We start from the raw sequence: 15,074 nt of genomic DNA, 5'->3' as shown, positions 1-15,074 counted from the left end.
GCGCTTTGTTTTGGCGGGCTTGCTGTGATTGCACAGGGCTCTTATTGTCGCGGATATTCTATTGAGTCAGCAACGCCCCATCGGGAGCCGGGCGAACTTCCATTACAGGATTGTCTCCAGCAAGCCAAGTCTCACAGTCAGTTTCGGAGAGCAACACGACCGGCATACGATGATGTCCAACGTCTCGCACTTCGGCATTTGGCGTAGTGGTAACAATCGTACAGGTTTCGATTGTCTCGTCGTCACCTTGCCAGTGTTCCCACAACCCAGCAAAGACAAACGGCTCATTGTCCGCTAGGTGGAAGTAGTGGCCCTTCTCCATGAACTCAGTGGCAGGAATTAGGCAGCGACGACTCTTGAATGCTGCTCGGAAAGTTGGTTTCGTGTCGACTGTCTCCCCCCTCGCATTGAAGCATTTGCGTTGAAAGGCTTTGCGAGAAGTTTGCTTGCCTGACGGCTTCCACCAAAACGGCAACAGGCCCCACTCCATCGGCACCATCTCACGCTCGCCTGAATCGTCCAAGCGAATCACGGGAACCTGGCTGAGTGGGTAAAAGTCGCCAAAGGGCAACGGGAGTTGATCGTCGGCAATGGTGGCCTTGAACTGCTTGGCGAGTTGGCGGGCTTCGTTCAAGAGGCGGAAGTGATGGCACATGAACGAAACTCAGTTCCCGTCGACAGGAGTGCATGCTCTAGCCACATGATACTATTGACCTGCTGGTTCTGCACCGAGGCCAATGGGGACAAATTTCAGATATTTTAACTAATTGGAGTATTCAATCGACATGATCTGCTTGCTTTTGATTTTTGGTTCACCCATACTGAAGCCCGTCACATCCACCGTCGATCGCCTTTCAGGCGGCCCTTGTTGAGCTACCCGTTCGTCGATGTATCTGACGCAGGATAGATGGTTCAGAGATCTCTTCCGGCGTAGTTGCTCTTGTTACATGAAGTCGTGGCAGACTACGTCAATTGGCTCAATTCACAATAGCTTCAAGAAAATAGAACTTTATGATCGCCAACAGCCGAATTCATTATGCCGTGATATGTGCCATGATGATTACTGGAGCAGACGCATCCGCAGTCCTCGTGACATACGATGGTGGGACACCCAGTCGGCCGGTGTCAGTCTCCGGCATTGCCATCAACACCCAGATTTATGACGTTACTTTTACCTTTAATAACAATGGTGCGCTGTCTCCGTTAAGGGTGGGTGATTTACCCGATGCCGATATCCCAGCGGCGAGGTTGGCATTGAATTCGTTGCTTAACACACAAGTCGTGGACTCATCACAAACGGTGATAATATTTCAACCGAACGTGGACAGTGAGGCACCAGAAGCTGGGGTGAAGTTTCAGACAAATGGGTGGCTGAACGCTGACAATCGCCTATTGCCGTTATGGACTAATCATACCGAGACTGCGGGGGAGTTTTTAGGGACGGTCTTTGACGCACCTGGCACCGGCTTCGCCCAATTCACTGCCGTGCCGGAACCTAGTGCATTTTTATGCTTGGGTTTGGTTGGTATGGGGCTACTTGGGTTTAAGAAGCTGAAGCAAAACCGTGTAACGAAGTGACGCGCTGTTCTAGGCCGTTTCTCACACAATCAGCCTCCGCAGATCCCGCAAGGCTTGCCCTCGTTGGGTCCGCAATGCCTGCCGTTTTTTGTGTTCTTGAAGTTCGTACAGCTTGGATTGTGCCGGACGTTCGTATTGGTATTGAGCCAATAGCCGGTAGCAGGTGAAGTTGAGACTTCTATCTTGGCGTTTACCTTGCTGGTCGGCTCAGCTGCCAGCGGGCTTCGATCCTCTACCTCAGAATCATACGCTGGCTTAGAGGTCTGGTTTTTGGCAATATGCTCTTGATTGCCCCCGAGCATGGCACCCAACCGCAACCCCGCAGCAACGACCCTAGCTCTAGCATGTTCTCCCGCCTGCTTGTAGTAAGATTCTGGAAGTACAATCGGCGGTATATCTTCAGTTCCTAGTATCGCTTTCAGGATTGCATCGTCGTAGGCAAACTCTACTGCAAGCTTGTGGCTCTCTTCAATCCAATCTGAGATATTTCCGGTCGTATCGACGTCCCAGAATTCAGGCTGAGCCTTTAGTTGATACGCCTTCAACCGCACGTTGTTCAATGCGTGAGATCGACCGATGAAATTATCCCAGACGGAATGAAGGTTTTGCCCCTTCGCAAGCTTGAGAGAGTTTCCTCCCCGGTCGCCTTTTGGGAATCGCTCCGAAAACAACGCTGTTGAGTGCATCGGCTGGTGAGCATCCCCAACCAGGTGCAAGAGCCACGAATAGGCAAGGGCCTTTTCTTGTGGCGGTGCATCGCTGTTGACCACGCTTTCACAGAAGTTAGTGGCCTGCATGACGTTCCAGGAAATTGACTTGGATTCCTTGGGATTAGTCGCAAGATTTGTTTTGCCATCGCCTATCGGAAAGTTCACATAATGCCAGATGGGCTTATCGAACTTGTCGCGATCAGGCCCACGAATGCCTCGGGCAATATCTGGCCATGTTGCCGCATGAAGAAAAATCTCTTGATCGGTTTCCAGATCTCTAAAGTCTTCAGCGTAGCGGGGGTGGCGCTTTAGGGTATCGGCAATCTTGGATTGCTTTTCAGGGGAGAGTGTTTCCCACGCTATTTCGGCAATGACTTTGTGGCCGAGAGCGTTCCAGGCAAACGCGGGTAAGTGAGCGGATGCAATAACGACAAGGCACAGTAAGGAAGTTCGCATTGCCATATCTTTAGACGTAAGTCTCAAAGTTACTGGCCGGCATAATCGCTCCCCAACTCCGCTACAATTTCGTCTATATAGCGCTGATGGAGGGACATGAGCTCACTAATTATCGAATCCTTGAACTGCTGTGGCCAATCCTTCGCTGCAACCTCCCGCAACCTTACAGTAGTTTGATCCGTGAGGTCGAGAATCGCCTTCTCACGAGTGTCTTTGTTCCGCATTCCAAGTTGCGCTAATACTTCCAGATATTTTGAATCCAGTTCTTTTAGAAATTGACTAGCTGTAACATCTGCTCGCGATTTCTCGACTTGTGCGGCCCTTGAAAGCGTATGCTTTAAAACATCTATCTGACTGCCATAGTGAGTTTGGAGCGCCTCGAGTGCAGACTTACGCTTAATCTGATTTGCTTTGAACTGCGAAAGTAAGCCGTCTGGCACAGAAAGTTCCGGGACCTGCATGCTAATCGAGCCCTTCGATTCCGCAAGTGCCGATTGTCGATTAGCGGTAGGTATTAAAGCATCCCGCGGTTCTGAATCCTTTTTCCGAATCTGTTCGTCAATGAAACTCCAGTCTGTGTTGCTACGATCTTCCATCTGTGATTACACCTTTCTACCTTTTGGTTATAGAATTTATCTCGCGGATCCCCACTCGTCGATCGTCGATTCAATAATTTCAGTTTGCGACTGATCGCAGAGATCAGTCATTGAATTTGCGAGAATTTGGCCGTCGTTGACAATATTGTCCAAGTCTCGCATTGCTCTCCTTAACAATGCAGCTTGAGACTCAGCGTCAAGTTCGTTTTGTGCCCGTAACCTATCAGTGACAAATTGCTTTATAGTCGCGACCCGCCACGCCTTTATCTGTCTCAATATTTGGATCTGTCGAATTTGATGGTTCGATTGCGAGATCAGGTCAAGAGTTGGAAAGGCTCGCGAGAGTCTGAAGGCTGGAATTAACAGTGAGGCTGGAAACTCGGAAATCTCTTGCTTCCAGCGACAGTAAAAGATAGCCGAATACTGCCCAGCGAGGCCTACGATTATGCCCACCGCCAAGCTGTTAATGGCTAGCGGATAGTATAGCCACCAAACTGTTGCGTTAGCCAAATCCTTATTGGCTTTTTCTTCGCCGTGCTCCCATGCAGAACGAAGTTCGCTTTCGTTTGGCTTATTCCAACCATCGCGATAAGCGGCAGAGAAATTTGAGTCGTAGGCAGACTCCCAGATTTTGTTGTGGGTGGACGTGCAGCCTGTTGCGGCAGCAATGAGCATAGCAAAGCAAACGATCCAAGGGTATTGATACTTCGCCATCATTGCTACTCATTTATTCGAAGCTTAACGACCCGGCTACTTTTCGGCAGAAGTATAAGATCGATGTCCGCAAGAATTCCGAATCGCCTGAGCGCGTAGAATAAAGAGAATTGGCCAAAGAAACCGATTGCGAACGCAGTTAAAGCAATTGCTAGACAGTAGTGAGGCATAAGAACGTAATCCCTCGATGCTTTCACTTTGGCAACGGCGTTCCAATAACCTTCGTCTTCTGCGTCCTCGAGTCGCGCCACAACGCCAGCCTTGGTACCGTCTTTGACTCCCGCGACGGAACCATTCTCATGTGCCCCGAGTATCCCAGCCTCATTCTGGTAGTTTGCACCGCCATTCCTGCTGCTTAAAACTGAAACTAAGAAGAAAAAACCAAGTACACATACTACTGTACATCCCACAGCATCCTGTTCTCTTGATACTTTACCCATTGCGGAATACGCCAAAGAACAATGCTGAATAAAACTACAGGGTAAACTGGCAGATTAATGAAAACAAGCAGTCTAAGTCGATGAATGTCGAAGAGCTGAATTTTTGCCTGAGTTATCTGCAGAAAACCGCTAAGCTGTCGACATGGTGTCCGAACCCGGCAACCATTATTAACAATGAGCTAGAATACTTCCATGCCTGACGAATTATCACTCAGCTGGCTGGTGTAGCTATTGATTCCCGCGGCGATCTTAGCTATCCCGATGAACCGGTACGGGCAACGGGTTTGCCACTTGTCGCGGGGATTCTTCGAGGGGACAGAATCTCGGGCGGTTGCTATGGCGATCGAAGGGGCGGGGGAAGTTGGGTGGTAAAGGTTTCGCTTGAGAATCGTTCTAGGGCCACAACGTAGGTGGCCTGGGCGTGAATCTCAAACATTGAGTACAAGGAGTGGACTTCTTGGTAGTGAGACAATGGTAGACGTTTTATTAGGAAACATCTTGCTTGCTCTCAGCGATTATTTGTTTAACCTCCTGTAGAGTGATGCTCCTTGGCAATCCGAACTCCTCGGGCTGTTGAAGCACCCACTCCGCTCCGATGGGAATTGTCCCCTGGAGAGTGCCCTTAACCGAATCCATATCTTCTGCATCTATGCGGTAGCCTAATACCAAATCTGTTCCTGGTGGATAGTCCGTGATGTGGAAGCCAAGCCCCTCAAACCAAATACTGTGATCGGGGAGGAGACCCAGATTCATTGGCCCAAGCGGATCAATGCTGGCAACGCGGCCACCGACTTCTTCGAAGAAGTCTTCTTCGGATTCGTAGAATCCGAACGCGTCTGGCAGTTCGGTGGGCTCTACAGTCATTAGCTCTGGAATCACTAGTCTGCTTACACCTGATGTTGTGGTTATCTTTGGTTTAGACTCCTGCTTCTTTGGAGACTCTGCTGAAATGTTATCCTGCAGTCTGATTGAGACCGTAATGTTCCGCGCCGAAGCTTGTCCTACATTTTTCAGACGGAACCTCAGTTTAAAATCTACGCCGACATTTACCATCAGATAGTTTGATATCCGCAACTCTAGTTTTCGGGCCTTTACGCTACGGAACCGATACTCCATCTCCTTGTAGAGTTCGTCTCTCCATTTGGTAACCTCACTTTCCTTAAGTCCCTTTGCTTGCTTTGTCTTCCCATCATACTCATCGTGATGATCAAAGCAGAGAAACGCTAAGTTTTCGAAGGAACTGTTTGATGGATCCTGATCTAGATGTGCTATCTGTCCCTTGACGACCTCATCGATTCCTTCGAGCCAAAAGCAGAGGCAGCACCTTCTACGGCTTTGAAGCAGTACTTCTTTTTCCGTGTCGTCGGGAATTCTTTTTCGTGTCGTCATTACGGGTTATAGCTTTCTGAATGGAAATGCTTAAGAAGGGAATGATCCAGATTGATCTTGTGTCAACGCGGTGAAGGATTGTGACTTTGTAAAAAAGGCTAGGCAATACCTCAGTTTAAAAACGATAATCATCCTCTCTGAATACCGACGATTCGTCGGCAAAAACTACCAATCTTGACTCCAGCTACGACGATGTCGCAGATTAACCCATCAGCAATAGTTGCCTTGAACTGCTTGGCGAGGTTCGTTCAATAATCGTAAGTGGTAGCACATTATTCAACCACCAACTTTTTGATAAGCCATTTCGATCAAATCCTTTACCTTCTCGAAATCATCCACTGACCGAATTGATAGTTCTAAATCGCCGGTACCAAAATGCCCGATCGCAGACACGTTACGGGATAAGCCGGGTGGAGCATTCACCTCCTCCGGGTCAAGTTTGACAAAAACCAGAATTCGCTGTTTTTGGATCTCCATGCATGCGATATTTTGAGAAATCTTGTAGGCTACATAAAACTTTTTCGGCGACTCTTCTATGGAGGGATCAAGGGCCAGAATATATTCTCGCACCACCTCTACAAGTGACTTGATGTTTTCGGGTTTTCCTTCAACCAAGCTGTCCACCGTGTACGATCCAGTGGCCCTGGTTATCGCCGCTTTCTTCCCAGCGGCTACCATCTTCGGGTCCTTTTCACCGGTGCGGTCGTTGGTTGATATACTAGAAGATTTATGGAGAACTTCCTCGAGATAAAGAGAATCGTTTTTGAATAATCGATAAGTCCAAAGCTCAAGTTGTGTGTCCATGACTTGGACGGCGAACAGGTCATACTTTTTGTAATTCGGCGCGATGCAAATGACACGTATATCTGACCAATCCACCTCGACCGAGCCGAGCGAGTTTCGCGCTGCTACTTCAAAATCGCCACGGTGATCGTAAATCCAATGAAGATAGTAGAGGCTTTGAGTAACGAGCTCCGAAGACTCGACTTTCTTGTACTCGATAATTACGGGATTATTGTCCTCGGAGAGGCCAAGTGTATCGATTCGGCCAGCATGCTGTTGGCCAGTAGAAAACTCAGAAGCAATCAATCGACAGTTAAAAACTGTTTGCAAATTCGCCTCGATGAGGTTTTGCAGTGTTTTCTCAATCGCGAAATTAGTTTGTTCGACTGCAGAGAGTGATTCTCTTGCGATGGTGAATAGCGGCATAGCTTATCCTCTAAGGTAGTGTGAACAGAATTATTTTATTGCACCTGTGAAAGAGCACGTCGCCAGATCTCAGCAAGTCGATAGCCTGCTTCTGTTGCCCGATGCCGTGAGAGGTTGCCTCCCTGTTTCAAATAAGATTCTGAGTAATTGATCGGTAAGAATGGTTCGAGCGGCGACCTTATAATTGCCTTGGCCGGATTCAGGCCAGCCATGGGAATAGTTGGCTGGGAAGATGAGACTCAAGAAAAATGCTATGCGGTAAATCATCCCTAAATTACACTATGTAGTTGGTGTGATTGCTAGTGGGATTCGTGAAAGAAAGCATGTCACATGAATCTCGTAACTGACAAAAGTGGCTTAGAGGAGAGAGTTTGAAGTGAGCTGGGAAGAAATGTTCGCTGAACTCAAGAAATACAAGGCTAAGCACGGTGACTGCTATGTGCCACACAATTGGTCGGGCAATCCGAAACTTGGCCCTTGGGTTAGTCAGCAGCGGCACACACACAAGACAGAAAAACTCAGTAAAGAGCGTACCGCACGACTTGAGAAGATTGGGTTCGTATGGAATCCTTTGGCCGCTAAATGGGAATCGATGTTCGTTGAACTCCAGAAGTACAAAGCCAAGCATGGCCACTGCAATGTGCCATCCCAGTGGGCGGGCAGATCGAAACTTCGCCCTTGGGTAAGTCAGCAGCGGCACGCATATAAGAAAGGTTTGCTCAGCAAAGAACGCATTTCGCGGCTTGAGAAGCTTGGGTTCGTGTGGAAACCATTGGCCGCTAGGTGGGAAGAGATGTTTGTTGAACTCAAGAAGTATAAGCTCAAGCATGGTGATTGTAATGTGCCGAACAAGTTTGAGGTCAATCCGCGACTTGGTGAGTGGGTTAGTACCCAGCGAGCTGAATACCAAAAAGATAATCTCAGTATAGTTCGCATCTCTCGATTGAAGTCCCTCGGCTTCGCATGGGATAGTCACGAAGCAGCTTGGGAAGAAATGTTCCAGGCACTCAAGAGATATAAGGCCAAGCATGGTGATTGCCTTGTGCCCTGGCGGTGGAGCGACAACGAAAAACTTGCCGCCTGGGTTGCCTCCCAACGAAGAGCACTCAAGCAAGGGAGGCTGAGCAAAGACCGAATTGCGAAACTTGATTCGCTAGGTTTCGTCTGGGAAATAAAGCCAACTCCATGGGAAGAGATGTTCCAAGCACTTTGTGATTATAAGGCGAAACATGGAGATACACTTGTACCTCTGGAATGGAAAGACAATCCACAGCTAGCTTTGTGGATTAGAACGCAACGAAAGTCGTACAACAAAGGCCAACTGAGCAAATCCCGCCTTCAACGGCTGGAGAAAATTGGCTTTGTGTGGTCACTCATCTCAAACGCTTGGGACGAAATGTTCGCGTCGCTTGAAGATTTCAAGGCGAAGCACGGGGATTGTCGTGTACCGATCAATTGGAACGAAAATCCGCGACTCGCATTATGGATCAGAACACAACGCTACAACTATAGCCAAGGTCTGCTGAGCAACCGCCGTATCAAGCGACTTGAAAAACTGGGCTTTGAGTTTGCCGTCTGGGAAGCATCATGGGAAAAGATGTTCAACCAGCTGAAGGCATATAAGAAAAAGCATGGAGACTGTGACGTGCCTCAGAGGTGGGCCAAAAACCCTGAACTTGGCGTTTGGGTTAGCAATCAACGAACTAGGAAAAGACAGAGATTGCTAAGCAAAGAACGAATAGCTCGACTGAATAAGATCGGGTTCTGTTGGAAAGCAGTGCGTCGTAATTAGCGCCGATCAATAAAGCCGAGGCGTCTCAGCGATATGCGTTTCGAGACTCAAGAGGGTCAGACATGAGTTGCAAAGAATTCTGCCGTTCCGCTGCATGGGACATAGTGACCTTATTCACTTAGCTAGTCTCGAAGCGAACCCACGCTTTCCCGGAAACGATGCATGGCGAGGCAGTCACACCAATAAAAAACGCAGAAGATTCAAGCCCTCGATGTTTGAAGCTTTCCTGTTCAGCGTCAAGCTTGGGAAAGAAATTGCCCTCGTTTGATTAGGAAACGAAAGCATCCAATTGCTACTCCAGTGGCTCCAAAAAAAAGAAAAGAAGATGGCTCTGGCACGGCTGTTATCGTAAGTGAACTGCCTATATTCGGGTCGTACGAGCCATTGGCGAAAGCAGTACTAGGAAAAACTGCGTACGACGATTCAAACCCAGAACCTTCAAACAAGAAGTAGGAAACGAAGTCAACAGAGTTTGGATTGCCTAAATCGTTCATCGATAAAGATGCTTCAAAAAACTGTCCATTTTCGGACGTATTCGACGAAAGGCCAGCCACCCAAGATGCACCATTCCACTGATATCCATCAGTGAAAAAACCGTCCGCACGATAGACGAAAGCGTGCGTGGCCGAGAACGGAAGACTCGGTTGTTGAGTATTAAAATTCAATCCTGTCGTCGAACCAAGTCCGCCATTTCCAAGATATGCAACGATAAAATGACTAGACCCACCATTTAGAACGTCGGCTCCATCAAACCCAAAATGAAAGCTGGTCGAATCTGCAGCGGCATACCCAGTATACGTCGCGTCGGAAGTCGGATAAGTATTTGCGGCTGAAAAATTATTGATGCCATCAATGACTAAATCAGCCTTGACTGTCGACTGTGCAACAAAAGTTGCGATCGTCACAATGAAGAACCAAGGAATACATGATTGGTACATTATTTATCACCTATAAGAAGAGAAGTATGCGCGGCTCGAACCGAGCCGCCCGGAAGCTGTCCATGCTAAGCTGCCGAGAGTCAGAAGGCAACTATCGCATAACGAGTTTCTCCGAATTTTGAACGCATGATGCGCCCAATTCCGGGGGCATCCGTACCCGCCAGCGCCAGCATGCCACTTGTGCCGACTCTTCACCCCTCCAACACAAGATAGCGCCAGCGGGGCTCCTAGGGGCTTGTGGGTGGCCATACGTACACGTATGGTTATTGCCGGATTCCAAACATCCTGGAGGGCTTGGGCGATGGCAGAAGGCATTTCAGAGAGGATCAGAGCACTTGAGGCGAAGGGGTTTGAGGTGAAGCTTACCGACACCGGCCAGATTGGCTACGGACAATGGATTTGCTATCTGTCTCAGGGGAATAAGAGCAAGGGATTTTTCGGCCAGACTGAATCTCAGGCGATTGCAAAGGCTGTCGAAGGGGCAGCCATATCCGGATCAGTGTTTTCGTCGAATAGAAAACGTAGCGGCTGACAAAAAATGCAATCCCAGAGTGAAATTGCAGCAATGGCTCTATGGTGTATTAGAATCCTTCGAGCTTAGTTTATCTGCCCAAGCCAGAGCTCCAACGCCTGGTGCAAGTGTAATTGCGGTGACAATCCAGTTAACAATGTTAAAAGGACTGAGCAGTCCTTGAATGGCAGAGAGGCCACCTTTCATCCAGATGCCCGCAATGCCTGAGAGAATTAGTAGTAGAGAGGCCGTCAGCCAAAAGTAAGCAAACACTCTCAGCAAAATGATCCAAACTCTCATGCAATTAGCAAGCCTTAGAATTAGCGGACGATTCTCTCTACAAGTCTGATTGTCTTTTCTCTGAATGCCAAATTAGATATGACGCTGCCGTTGCCCCGACAACTCGAGCAACAGTATTGTAGAATCCACCTCTGAATTCGTAATTGCTTCCTCCGGAATCCAACTCTACGTTCAACCAGTACACTGCGAACTCCAACCCAAGTGTGACGATAACTGCTAGAAAAATCGAAACAAAGAATCTGTGACTGGGAGCGGTACTAGATGCGAAGTATACAAATGCCAACGATCCTGCCCCAGCCTGAAGAAATAGCTCAATGGCCCGTAAGGTCTGTTCACTGTCGATTACGATCAGTGGATCAAAGGCCCAACCACCCAAATTCACCATGACAAACCAGTGAACCGGAAACGAGACCAGAAATGCTGAGATAAATCCAGCGGGAATAAAACAAATCCACCTCAGAATGTTATACCTCGTAAACATTATAACTAGCCTTTTTCATTTTCTCCGCTACCCCTTAAAGTATCGAATTATTTGCTGCCAGCATTGGAGGTAGATATTGTAGGTTAAGGTGTAGGGGGTACTTTCAGGAAAAGGACAAGAAGCATTTCTATCTACAGTGCTTGCCAATCTTAGCCTGCACATTTTCCTACCACAAGACGATTTGCCCATAATGAGATCTCGATGACCGGAGCCTCTTAATTTTAAAATGGCCAGCAGTATCAGCCAGCCGAGTTTGTCATCCGTAACTGACAATCCTCGCCTTATTTGTCTTCTAAATTCATCCCTTTTTCGGTTTCCTGGGTAAAAATTGAGACGACGCAAGAATCAACTGTTGTCGTCTACCTCGTCCACCTTTAGGGCAAATGCCGAAGCTATAGCAATGGCAATCGTGACTAAGTTAACGAGAGACCATAGTTCTCTATTCAGGTGAACACGGAAAAGTGGGTTGTAGACCAACGCAAGTATACCCAAAACCCAAGCCCATTCTTTCTTTTCTCGATCTGACGCTTTGTATGCGAGGTAAGCAAAGACACCACAGCAAACAACTCGGAGCAAATTGTAGTACGCGTAGGGATTGCCAGGATTCATAGCCCAGAGCAGCATCAAGACAACAACAGCTTGTGGCATCCAAGTTATAGTCAAGGTTAATTCATCTTAAATTGATAGGCTTCGTCAATTTGGTTTCAAACACCAACCTGGCAAGCCTAAAGTGAGCAGCCCCCTCACATTGCAGAGCTAAGAGCTACTAAGACTATCGCAAACCTAGAAGTCTTCTTCCGAAATTGATTCGGTTTCCAAATTGCCATTGCTCTGCAAAATCAGTTCTATTTCATATCCTGAATAGTGGTTCGATTCTTTAGTGAATTCAAAAACGGCATCAGCACGCGAATAACTAGTTCCTGACCCAAAGTAATCGGATGTACCGTACCACTGATCGCCCATTGCGTATCGAATCTCAAAGGTGCCAAGTGGGACTTCAATTTCCAGCATCTCTCCGCCTCGAATAAAGAACGTCGCCACAACTTGCTTAGATTGTAATCCAACCAACTTTACATAGTAGTTAGCTCCCCTCGATGTAGTAATCTTCAAAGGTGCTACTGCGCTTCGTCTGAAAGAATTGTCGCCCCAGATGATGCCAGTTAAAGGCAGTGCAAGAGCCGAATTCTTGGGCTCAGCTCGTACATTTCCTTTGGAGGGATTCTGGTAAGACCTCTCCGAGGGGCCTCGATTTTGGTCAAGGACCAAATATAGGAATAAGGCAATAAGACCTACGTTCGCCAGAATTATCAGAGCTAACTTCCGGCGTTCCAACGTTCTCGCTCGCTTACTCCAGTCATTTTGCTCAGGTGGGGGTGGTGTCTTCGACGAGGTTCGCACCATTTGAAAATCAGCAGCTGAAGCAACTTTCCAGCCAGGACTATTGTACAGCCCTTGTTTTAAACGAAGATGAGAGACTGCCATCAAGGCCTTGTGAGTGCGGTCATAGACTCGCTTTCTCTTGTCGTCGAGTAATATTTGGAATGCATCTTCTACCCAATGCGATGTTGAGGCTTGTGCTAGAATCCTTTCACGAATGAGCTTAAGATCATTCGTATAAGGCTTCAATTTGAGTCGGCGATAGAAATCGTTCATGGGATTGCAAAGGACTCGTAAGCGGTGAGTATTCTCTTATAGGTGATCGTAGCTGCAGCAACAGCTTCTTCTCCCAGCTGATGAAACCGATCCGGATGATGTATCTTGGATAACCTACGAAATGCCTCTTGAATCTCTTTGATAGTAGCACCTGCTTCCAATCCTAATGTCGCATAAGCTGAAGCTGGAGGGCTGGTTTGTGATTGTTCGGTATTTCTACCATTGTGCGAACGAGTGTGATCCTTAGACTGTTGCCTTTGCCCACGTCCCTCTCTTTGATGCCACCATTTCATAGAACTTGGATCACCTGGGGCAGGGAAGCTATGGCTTGTCACTTGCGTAAACAATGCACCGAGCTTCTTAAGAGGTACATCAAGGAGATCGGCAAAAAACAATAGGACATGAAGTTCCGAGTTCCCCAAATACCCGTCTGCCAACGAAAGTCCAATAGCGAGTTCAAGAAACAGGAGTGAATGATCAGTGTCAAGCTGCTTCACTATTTCGCATGCCTCATTAATATGAGATAAGTCGAAATTCTTGGCACAGAGGATCGCTTGTTTGATTCCTTTTTCTTGAATGCTTCCCGCCTTGGAAGCGCTAGTTAAACACTCAAGTTCTTCTTCTGAAATCTTGCCATCTGATGCTGCAAGCCAAGCTAGTAGTACTGTTATGCTATAACCCATTGGGTTAGCTGAAGTCAAAGCATAATCAAACATAAGAAGGAATCTCTCCGCACTTTTCACACGCAATCGAAGTCAATAAAAAGTTAAGCCCACACTTTCGCATCAGACAGTGAACATAAGAGAAATCAACCATACGAGTGTGAGCCAAACTGAACTTTCTGAAAGCCGACTTGATTGTCGCTAGTCGGCAAGAAAAAGACATCAGTGTTCTGCTAATTGTGGAAATTTTCGACTGGATAACTCTACCTACAAAGGGTTGCCCTGGGAGTGAGGACTGGGTACAGGATTTCCAGTATAGCCATCTCTTAGACGGGATAGAAAGCAACCGCATAGAATTTCATGTCTTCGCCGGGAACTGCGCAGATGGGCAAACTATTCCGGCCGAGATTTTGAGATTTCAGCCCTAGAATCCGGCAAGGAGTTTGTGGAGGAAGGTGTGCAGACAGCCAGAAGGGAAAAGGCGTTGTTTCTAATTCACCATATCCCACGATTCTTTTGGAAATAAAATAGCTACTCCGCTGGTCCAAGCGGAATGAGGATCGATTCTTCGAGCAAATACTGCCAAAAGCCCTGCAACTCAGCACCAAGCTTGAATCGGAGCAGAATGCCCTCAATCTGGAAGATGAGCAACTCGGCGAACTAGAAGAGTTGCTGGGGTGTGGGGTGAGGGGGAGCCGGGTAGGGGATGGGTGTCGGGAATTTCTGCCAGACAAAACCCCCTTTTCTTACGGGCGCGGGCGCGTAACGATTGTAGCCAATGCTACACTATTAGTCAATATTTCCGGTGCCCGCCATCGTTTCCTCATGGTTGGTTGTTTTTATTAGCAGTTGTTCTCGCTAACTTTGTGGCCCGCCTAAAATGGGCTTCGGTGAAAGAATTCGTCGATGTTACCACTTCGGGAACCGTGCCGAGGATTCGCAGCACCCGCTCAAGTCTGCGGGCTTCCTTTTCAGTCTCGAATAACTCTGGTTGCAGTCCCTTGCGTGTTGGCTGGTTTCCTTGTTTCACCATAAGTCGAATTCCTCATCGCTGATTATCGCAGTCTCGCGTGCCGCTTCAGCGGCCGGGGGAGTTGCTTTCAGTCTCTCCTGAATCGCGTCTCTTAATTCGCAGTCAAGTGAATCGCTGTTTTCTGTGAGCCATATCAAGTAATCCATCGGAACCGCTGAAACGGCCATTCCCTTGAACTTGCCAAACGGGAGGGATAGTTGCCACAATGCCCGCAGTTCGTCGCATAGCGGACTATGTCGAGTCCTACCGCCACACCACGCACAAGGCGGGGGATACTCCCTGTGCCATTGCAAATACTCGCGGTCATGGTCGGAGAGTTGCGACCAATAGAATTCGTTGTCCGCGTCGTATTCTTCGGGAAACCGGGGGAAGGATTCCAACTTTGCTGGGTCCACTTGTCCCGCATATGCTGTTTCAGGCTCGATTGGCTCGTTTTCTTCGGGAATTTCCGGGGTTTCTGGCGTTTCAGCCACCACGGGGGGAGTAGAATTCAGCCACCACGGAACCGACTGGAACGCCGTGGAACGCGTGTTCTGCCTTGCGGGTATATATGTGCTATTAGTATTCATGTTTTGATTTCCCCTACGCGTGCATAAGATTGCCTCGCGTTCC

Annotated in this window: 16 protein-coding genes; 3 read left to right on the top strand and 13 right to left on the bottom strand. The window is 48.0% G+C overall.

What is annotated here, in order from left to right; genetic code table 11:
- Nucleotides 1-58: 58 nt before the first annotated feature.
- Nucleotides 59-655, bottom strand: coding sequence for an SOS response-associated peptidase (locus Pla144_RS11160; protein WP_146450751.1), 597 nt, complete (start codon nucleotides 653-655; stop codon nucleotides 59-61).
- Between the two features lie 356 nt (nucleotides 656-1,011).
- On the opposite strand from Pla144_RS11160, the gene Pla144_RS11155 reads away from it, so the two are divergent.
- A complete protein-coding gene (locus Pla144_RS11155) occupies nucleotides 1,012-1,578 on the top strand; it encodes a PEP-CTERM sorting domain-containing protein (RefSeq protein ID WP_146450750.1) in 567 nt (188 codons plus the stop codon).
- A gap of 29 nt (nucleotides 1,579-1,607) precedes the next feature.
- Here the strand turns inward: Pla144_RS11155 and Pla144_RS11150 are convergent, their stop codons facing one another.
- The 6 genes from Pla144_RS11150 to Pla144_RS11130 form a co-directional block, all read right to left on the bottom strand.
- Complete coding sequence (locus Pla144_RS11150; protein WP_197530577.1) at nucleotides 1,608-2,744, bottom strand: S1/P1 nuclease; 1,137 nt, start codon at nucleotides 2,742-2,744, stop codon at nucleotides 1,608-1,610.
- Between the two features lie 29 nt (nucleotides 2,745-2,773).
- The gene (locus Pla144_RS11145; RefSeq protein ID WP_146450748.1) at nucleotides 2,774-3,340 is read right to left on the bottom strand and encodes a hypothetical protein; all 567 of its coding nucleotides are present in this window, start codon (nucleotides 3,338-3,340) and stop codon (nucleotides 2,774-2,776) included.
- A gap of 36 nt (nucleotides 3,341-3,376) precedes the next feature.
- On the bottom strand, nucleotides 3,377-4,057 hold the full coding sequence (locus Pla144_RS11140; protein WP_146450747.1) for a hypothetical protein: 681 nt from the start codon (nucleotides 4,055-4,057) through the stop codon (nucleotides 3,377-3,379).
- Between the two features lie 2 nt (nucleotides 4,058-4,059).
- Nucleotides 4,060-4,494: a hypothetical protein gene (locus tag Pla144_RS24555; protein ID WP_197530576.1), complete on the bottom strand. Its 435-nt coding sequence runs from the start codon at nucleotides 4,492-4,494 to the stop codon at nucleotides 4,060-4,062.
- Nucleotides 4,495-4,980: 486 nt separating this feature from the next.
- Nucleotides 4,981-5,883: a hypothetical protein gene (locus Pla144_RS11135; protein WP_146450746.1), complete on the bottom strand. Its 903-nt coding sequence runs from the start codon at nucleotides 5,881-5,883 to the stop codon at nucleotides 4,981-4,983.
- Nucleotides 5,884-6,159: 276 nt separating this feature from the next.
- On the bottom strand, nucleotides 6,160-7,092 hold the full coding sequence (locus tag Pla144_RS11130; RefSeq protein ID WP_146450745.1) for a DUF5655 domain-containing protein: 933 nt from the start codon (nucleotides 7,090-7,092) through the stop codon (nucleotides 6,160-6,162).
- A 376-nt stretch (nucleotides 7,093-7,468) separates the two neighbouring features.
- On the opposite strand from Pla144_RS11130, the gene Pla144_RS11125 reads away from it, so the two are divergent.
- On the top strand, nucleotides 7,469-8,884 hold the full coding sequence (locus Pla144_RS11125) for a helicase associated domain-containing protein (protein ID WP_146450744.1): 1,416 nt from the start codon (nucleotides 7,469-7,471) through the stop codon (nucleotides 8,882-8,884).
- 236 nt (nucleotides 8,885-9,120) lie between these two features.
- Here the strand turns inward: Pla144_RS11125 and Pla144_RS11120 are convergent, their stop codons facing one another.
- Entirely contained in the window at nucleotides 9,121-9,822 is a 702-nt protein-coding gene (locus Pla144_RS11120) for a hypothetical protein (protein WP_146450743.1), read from the bottom strand.
- Between the two features lie 301 nt (nucleotides 9,823-10,123).
- On the opposite strand from Pla144_RS11120, the gene Pla144_RS11115 reads away from it, so the two are divergent.
- Nucleotides 10,124-10,354, top strand: coding sequence for a hypothetical protein (locus Pla144_RS11115; protein WP_146450742.1), 231 nt, complete (start codon nucleotides 10,124-10,126; stop codon nucleotides 10,352-10,354).
- A 1,105-nt stretch (nucleotides 10,355-11,459) separates the two neighbouring features.
- Here the strand turns inward: Pla144_RS11115 and Pla144_RS11110 are convergent.
- From Pla144_RS11110 to Pla144_RS11090, 5 genes are all read right to left on the bottom strand, one after another.
- On the bottom strand, nucleotides 11,460-11,777 hold the full coding sequence (locus Pla144_RS11110) for a DUF6804 family protein (RefSeq protein ID WP_146450741.1): 318 nt from the start codon (nucleotides 11,775-11,777) through the stop codon (nucleotides 11,460-11,462).
- Nucleotides 11,778-11,897: 120 nt separating this feature from the next.
- Complete coding sequence (locus Pla144_RS11105) at nucleotides 11,898-12,767, bottom strand: hypothetical protein (RefSeq protein ID WP_146450740.1); 870 nt, start codon at nucleotides 12,765-12,767, stop codon at nucleotides 11,898-11,900.
- Nucleotides 12,764-13,483 carry a DnaJ domain-containing protein gene (locus Pla144_RS11100; RefSeq protein WP_146450739.1) on the bottom strand — a complete coding sequence of 240 codons (720 nt, stop codon included), beginning with the start codon at nucleotides 13,481-13,483 and terminating at the stop codon, nucleotides 12,764-12,766. The genes Pla144_RS11105 and Pla144_RS11100 overlap by 4 nt, the downstream gene beginning before the upstream one ends.
- Before the next feature lie 769 nt (nucleotides 13,484-14,252).
- Nucleotides 14,253-14,462, bottom strand: coding sequence for a hypothetical protein (locus Pla144_RS11095; protein WP_146450738.1), 210 nt, complete (start codon nucleotides 14,460-14,462; stop codon nucleotides 14,253-14,255).
- A complete protein-coding gene (locus Pla144_RS11090) occupies nucleotides 14,456-15,031 on the bottom strand; it encodes a putative quorum-sensing-regulated virulence factor (protein ID WP_146450737.1) in 576 nt (191 codons plus the stop codon). The genes Pla144_RS11095 and Pla144_RS11090 overlap by 7 nt, the downstream gene beginning before the upstream one ends.
- Nucleotides 15,032-15,074: the final 43 nt, after the last annotated feature.

Origin of the sequence: Bythopirellula polymerisocia (assembly GCF_007860015.1) — a bacterium.
GTDB classification, from domain to species: Bacteria; Planctomycetota; Planctomycetia; order Pirellulales; family Lacipirellulaceae; genus Bythopirellula; species Bythopirellula polymerisocia.
Note: the sequence above shows the minus strand (reverse complement) of the source record. Positions and strands in the feature narration are given on the sequence as shown.

Excerpts from the sequence above, each read along its gene's own strand:
- Pla144_RS11160 (WP_146450751.1), bottom strand. The coding sequence starts at position 655 with ATGTGCCATCACTTCCGCCTCTTGAACGAAGCCCGCCAACTCGCCAAG.
- Pla144_RS11155 (WP_146450750.1), top strand. The coding sequence starts at position 1,012 with ATGATCGCCAACAGCCGAATTCATTATGCCGTGATATGTGCCATGATG.
- Pla144_RS11150 (WP_197530577.1), bottom strand. The coding sequence starts at position 2,744 with ATGCGAACTTCCTTACTGTGCCTTGTCGTTATTGCATCCGCTCACTTA.
- Pla144_RS11145 (WP_146450748.1), bottom strand. The coding sequence starts at position 3,340 with ATGGAAGATCGTAGCAACACAGACTGGAGTTTCATTGACGAACAGATT.
- Pla144_RS11140 (WP_146450747.1), bottom strand. The coding sequence starts at position 4,057 with ATGATGGCGAAGTATCAATACCCTTGGATCGTTTGCTTTGCTATGCTC.
- Pla144_RS24555 (WP_197530576.1), bottom strand. The coding sequence starts at position 4,494 with ATGGGTAAAGTATCAAGAGAACAGGATGCTGTGGGATGTACAGTAGTA.
- Pla144_RS11135 (WP_146450746.1), bottom strand. The coding sequence starts at position 5,883 with ATGACGACACGAAAAAGAATTCCCGACGACACGGAAAAAGAAGTACTG.
- Pla144_RS11130 (WP_146450745.1), bottom strand. The coding sequence starts at position 7,092 with ATGCCGCTATTCACCATCGCAAGAGAATCACTCTCTGCAGTCGAACAA.
- Pla144_RS11120 (WP_146450743.1), bottom strand. The coding sequence starts at position 9,822 with ATGTACCAATCATGTATTCCTTGGTTCTTCATTGTGACGATCGCAACT.
- Pla144_RS11115 (WP_146450742.1), top strand. The coding sequence starts at position 10,124 with ATGGCAGAAGGCATTTCAGAGAGGATCAGAGCACTTGAGGCGAAGGGG.
- Pla144_RS11105 (WP_146450740.1), bottom strand. The coding sequence starts at position 12,767 with ATGAACGATTTCTATCGCCGACTCAAATTGAAGCCTTATACGAATGAT.
- Pla144_RS11100 (WP_146450739.1), bottom strand. The coding sequence starts at position 13,483 with ATGTTTGATTATGCTTTGACTTCAGCTAACCCAATGGGTTATAGCATA.
- Pla144_RS11095 (WP_146450738.1), bottom strand. The coding sequence starts at position 14,462 with ATGGTGAAACAAGGAAACCAGCCAACACGCAAGGGACTGCAACCAGAG.
- Pla144_RS11090 (WP_146450737.1), bottom strand. The coding sequence starts at position 15,031 with ATGAATACTAATAGCACATATATACCCGCAAGGCAGAACACGCGTTCC.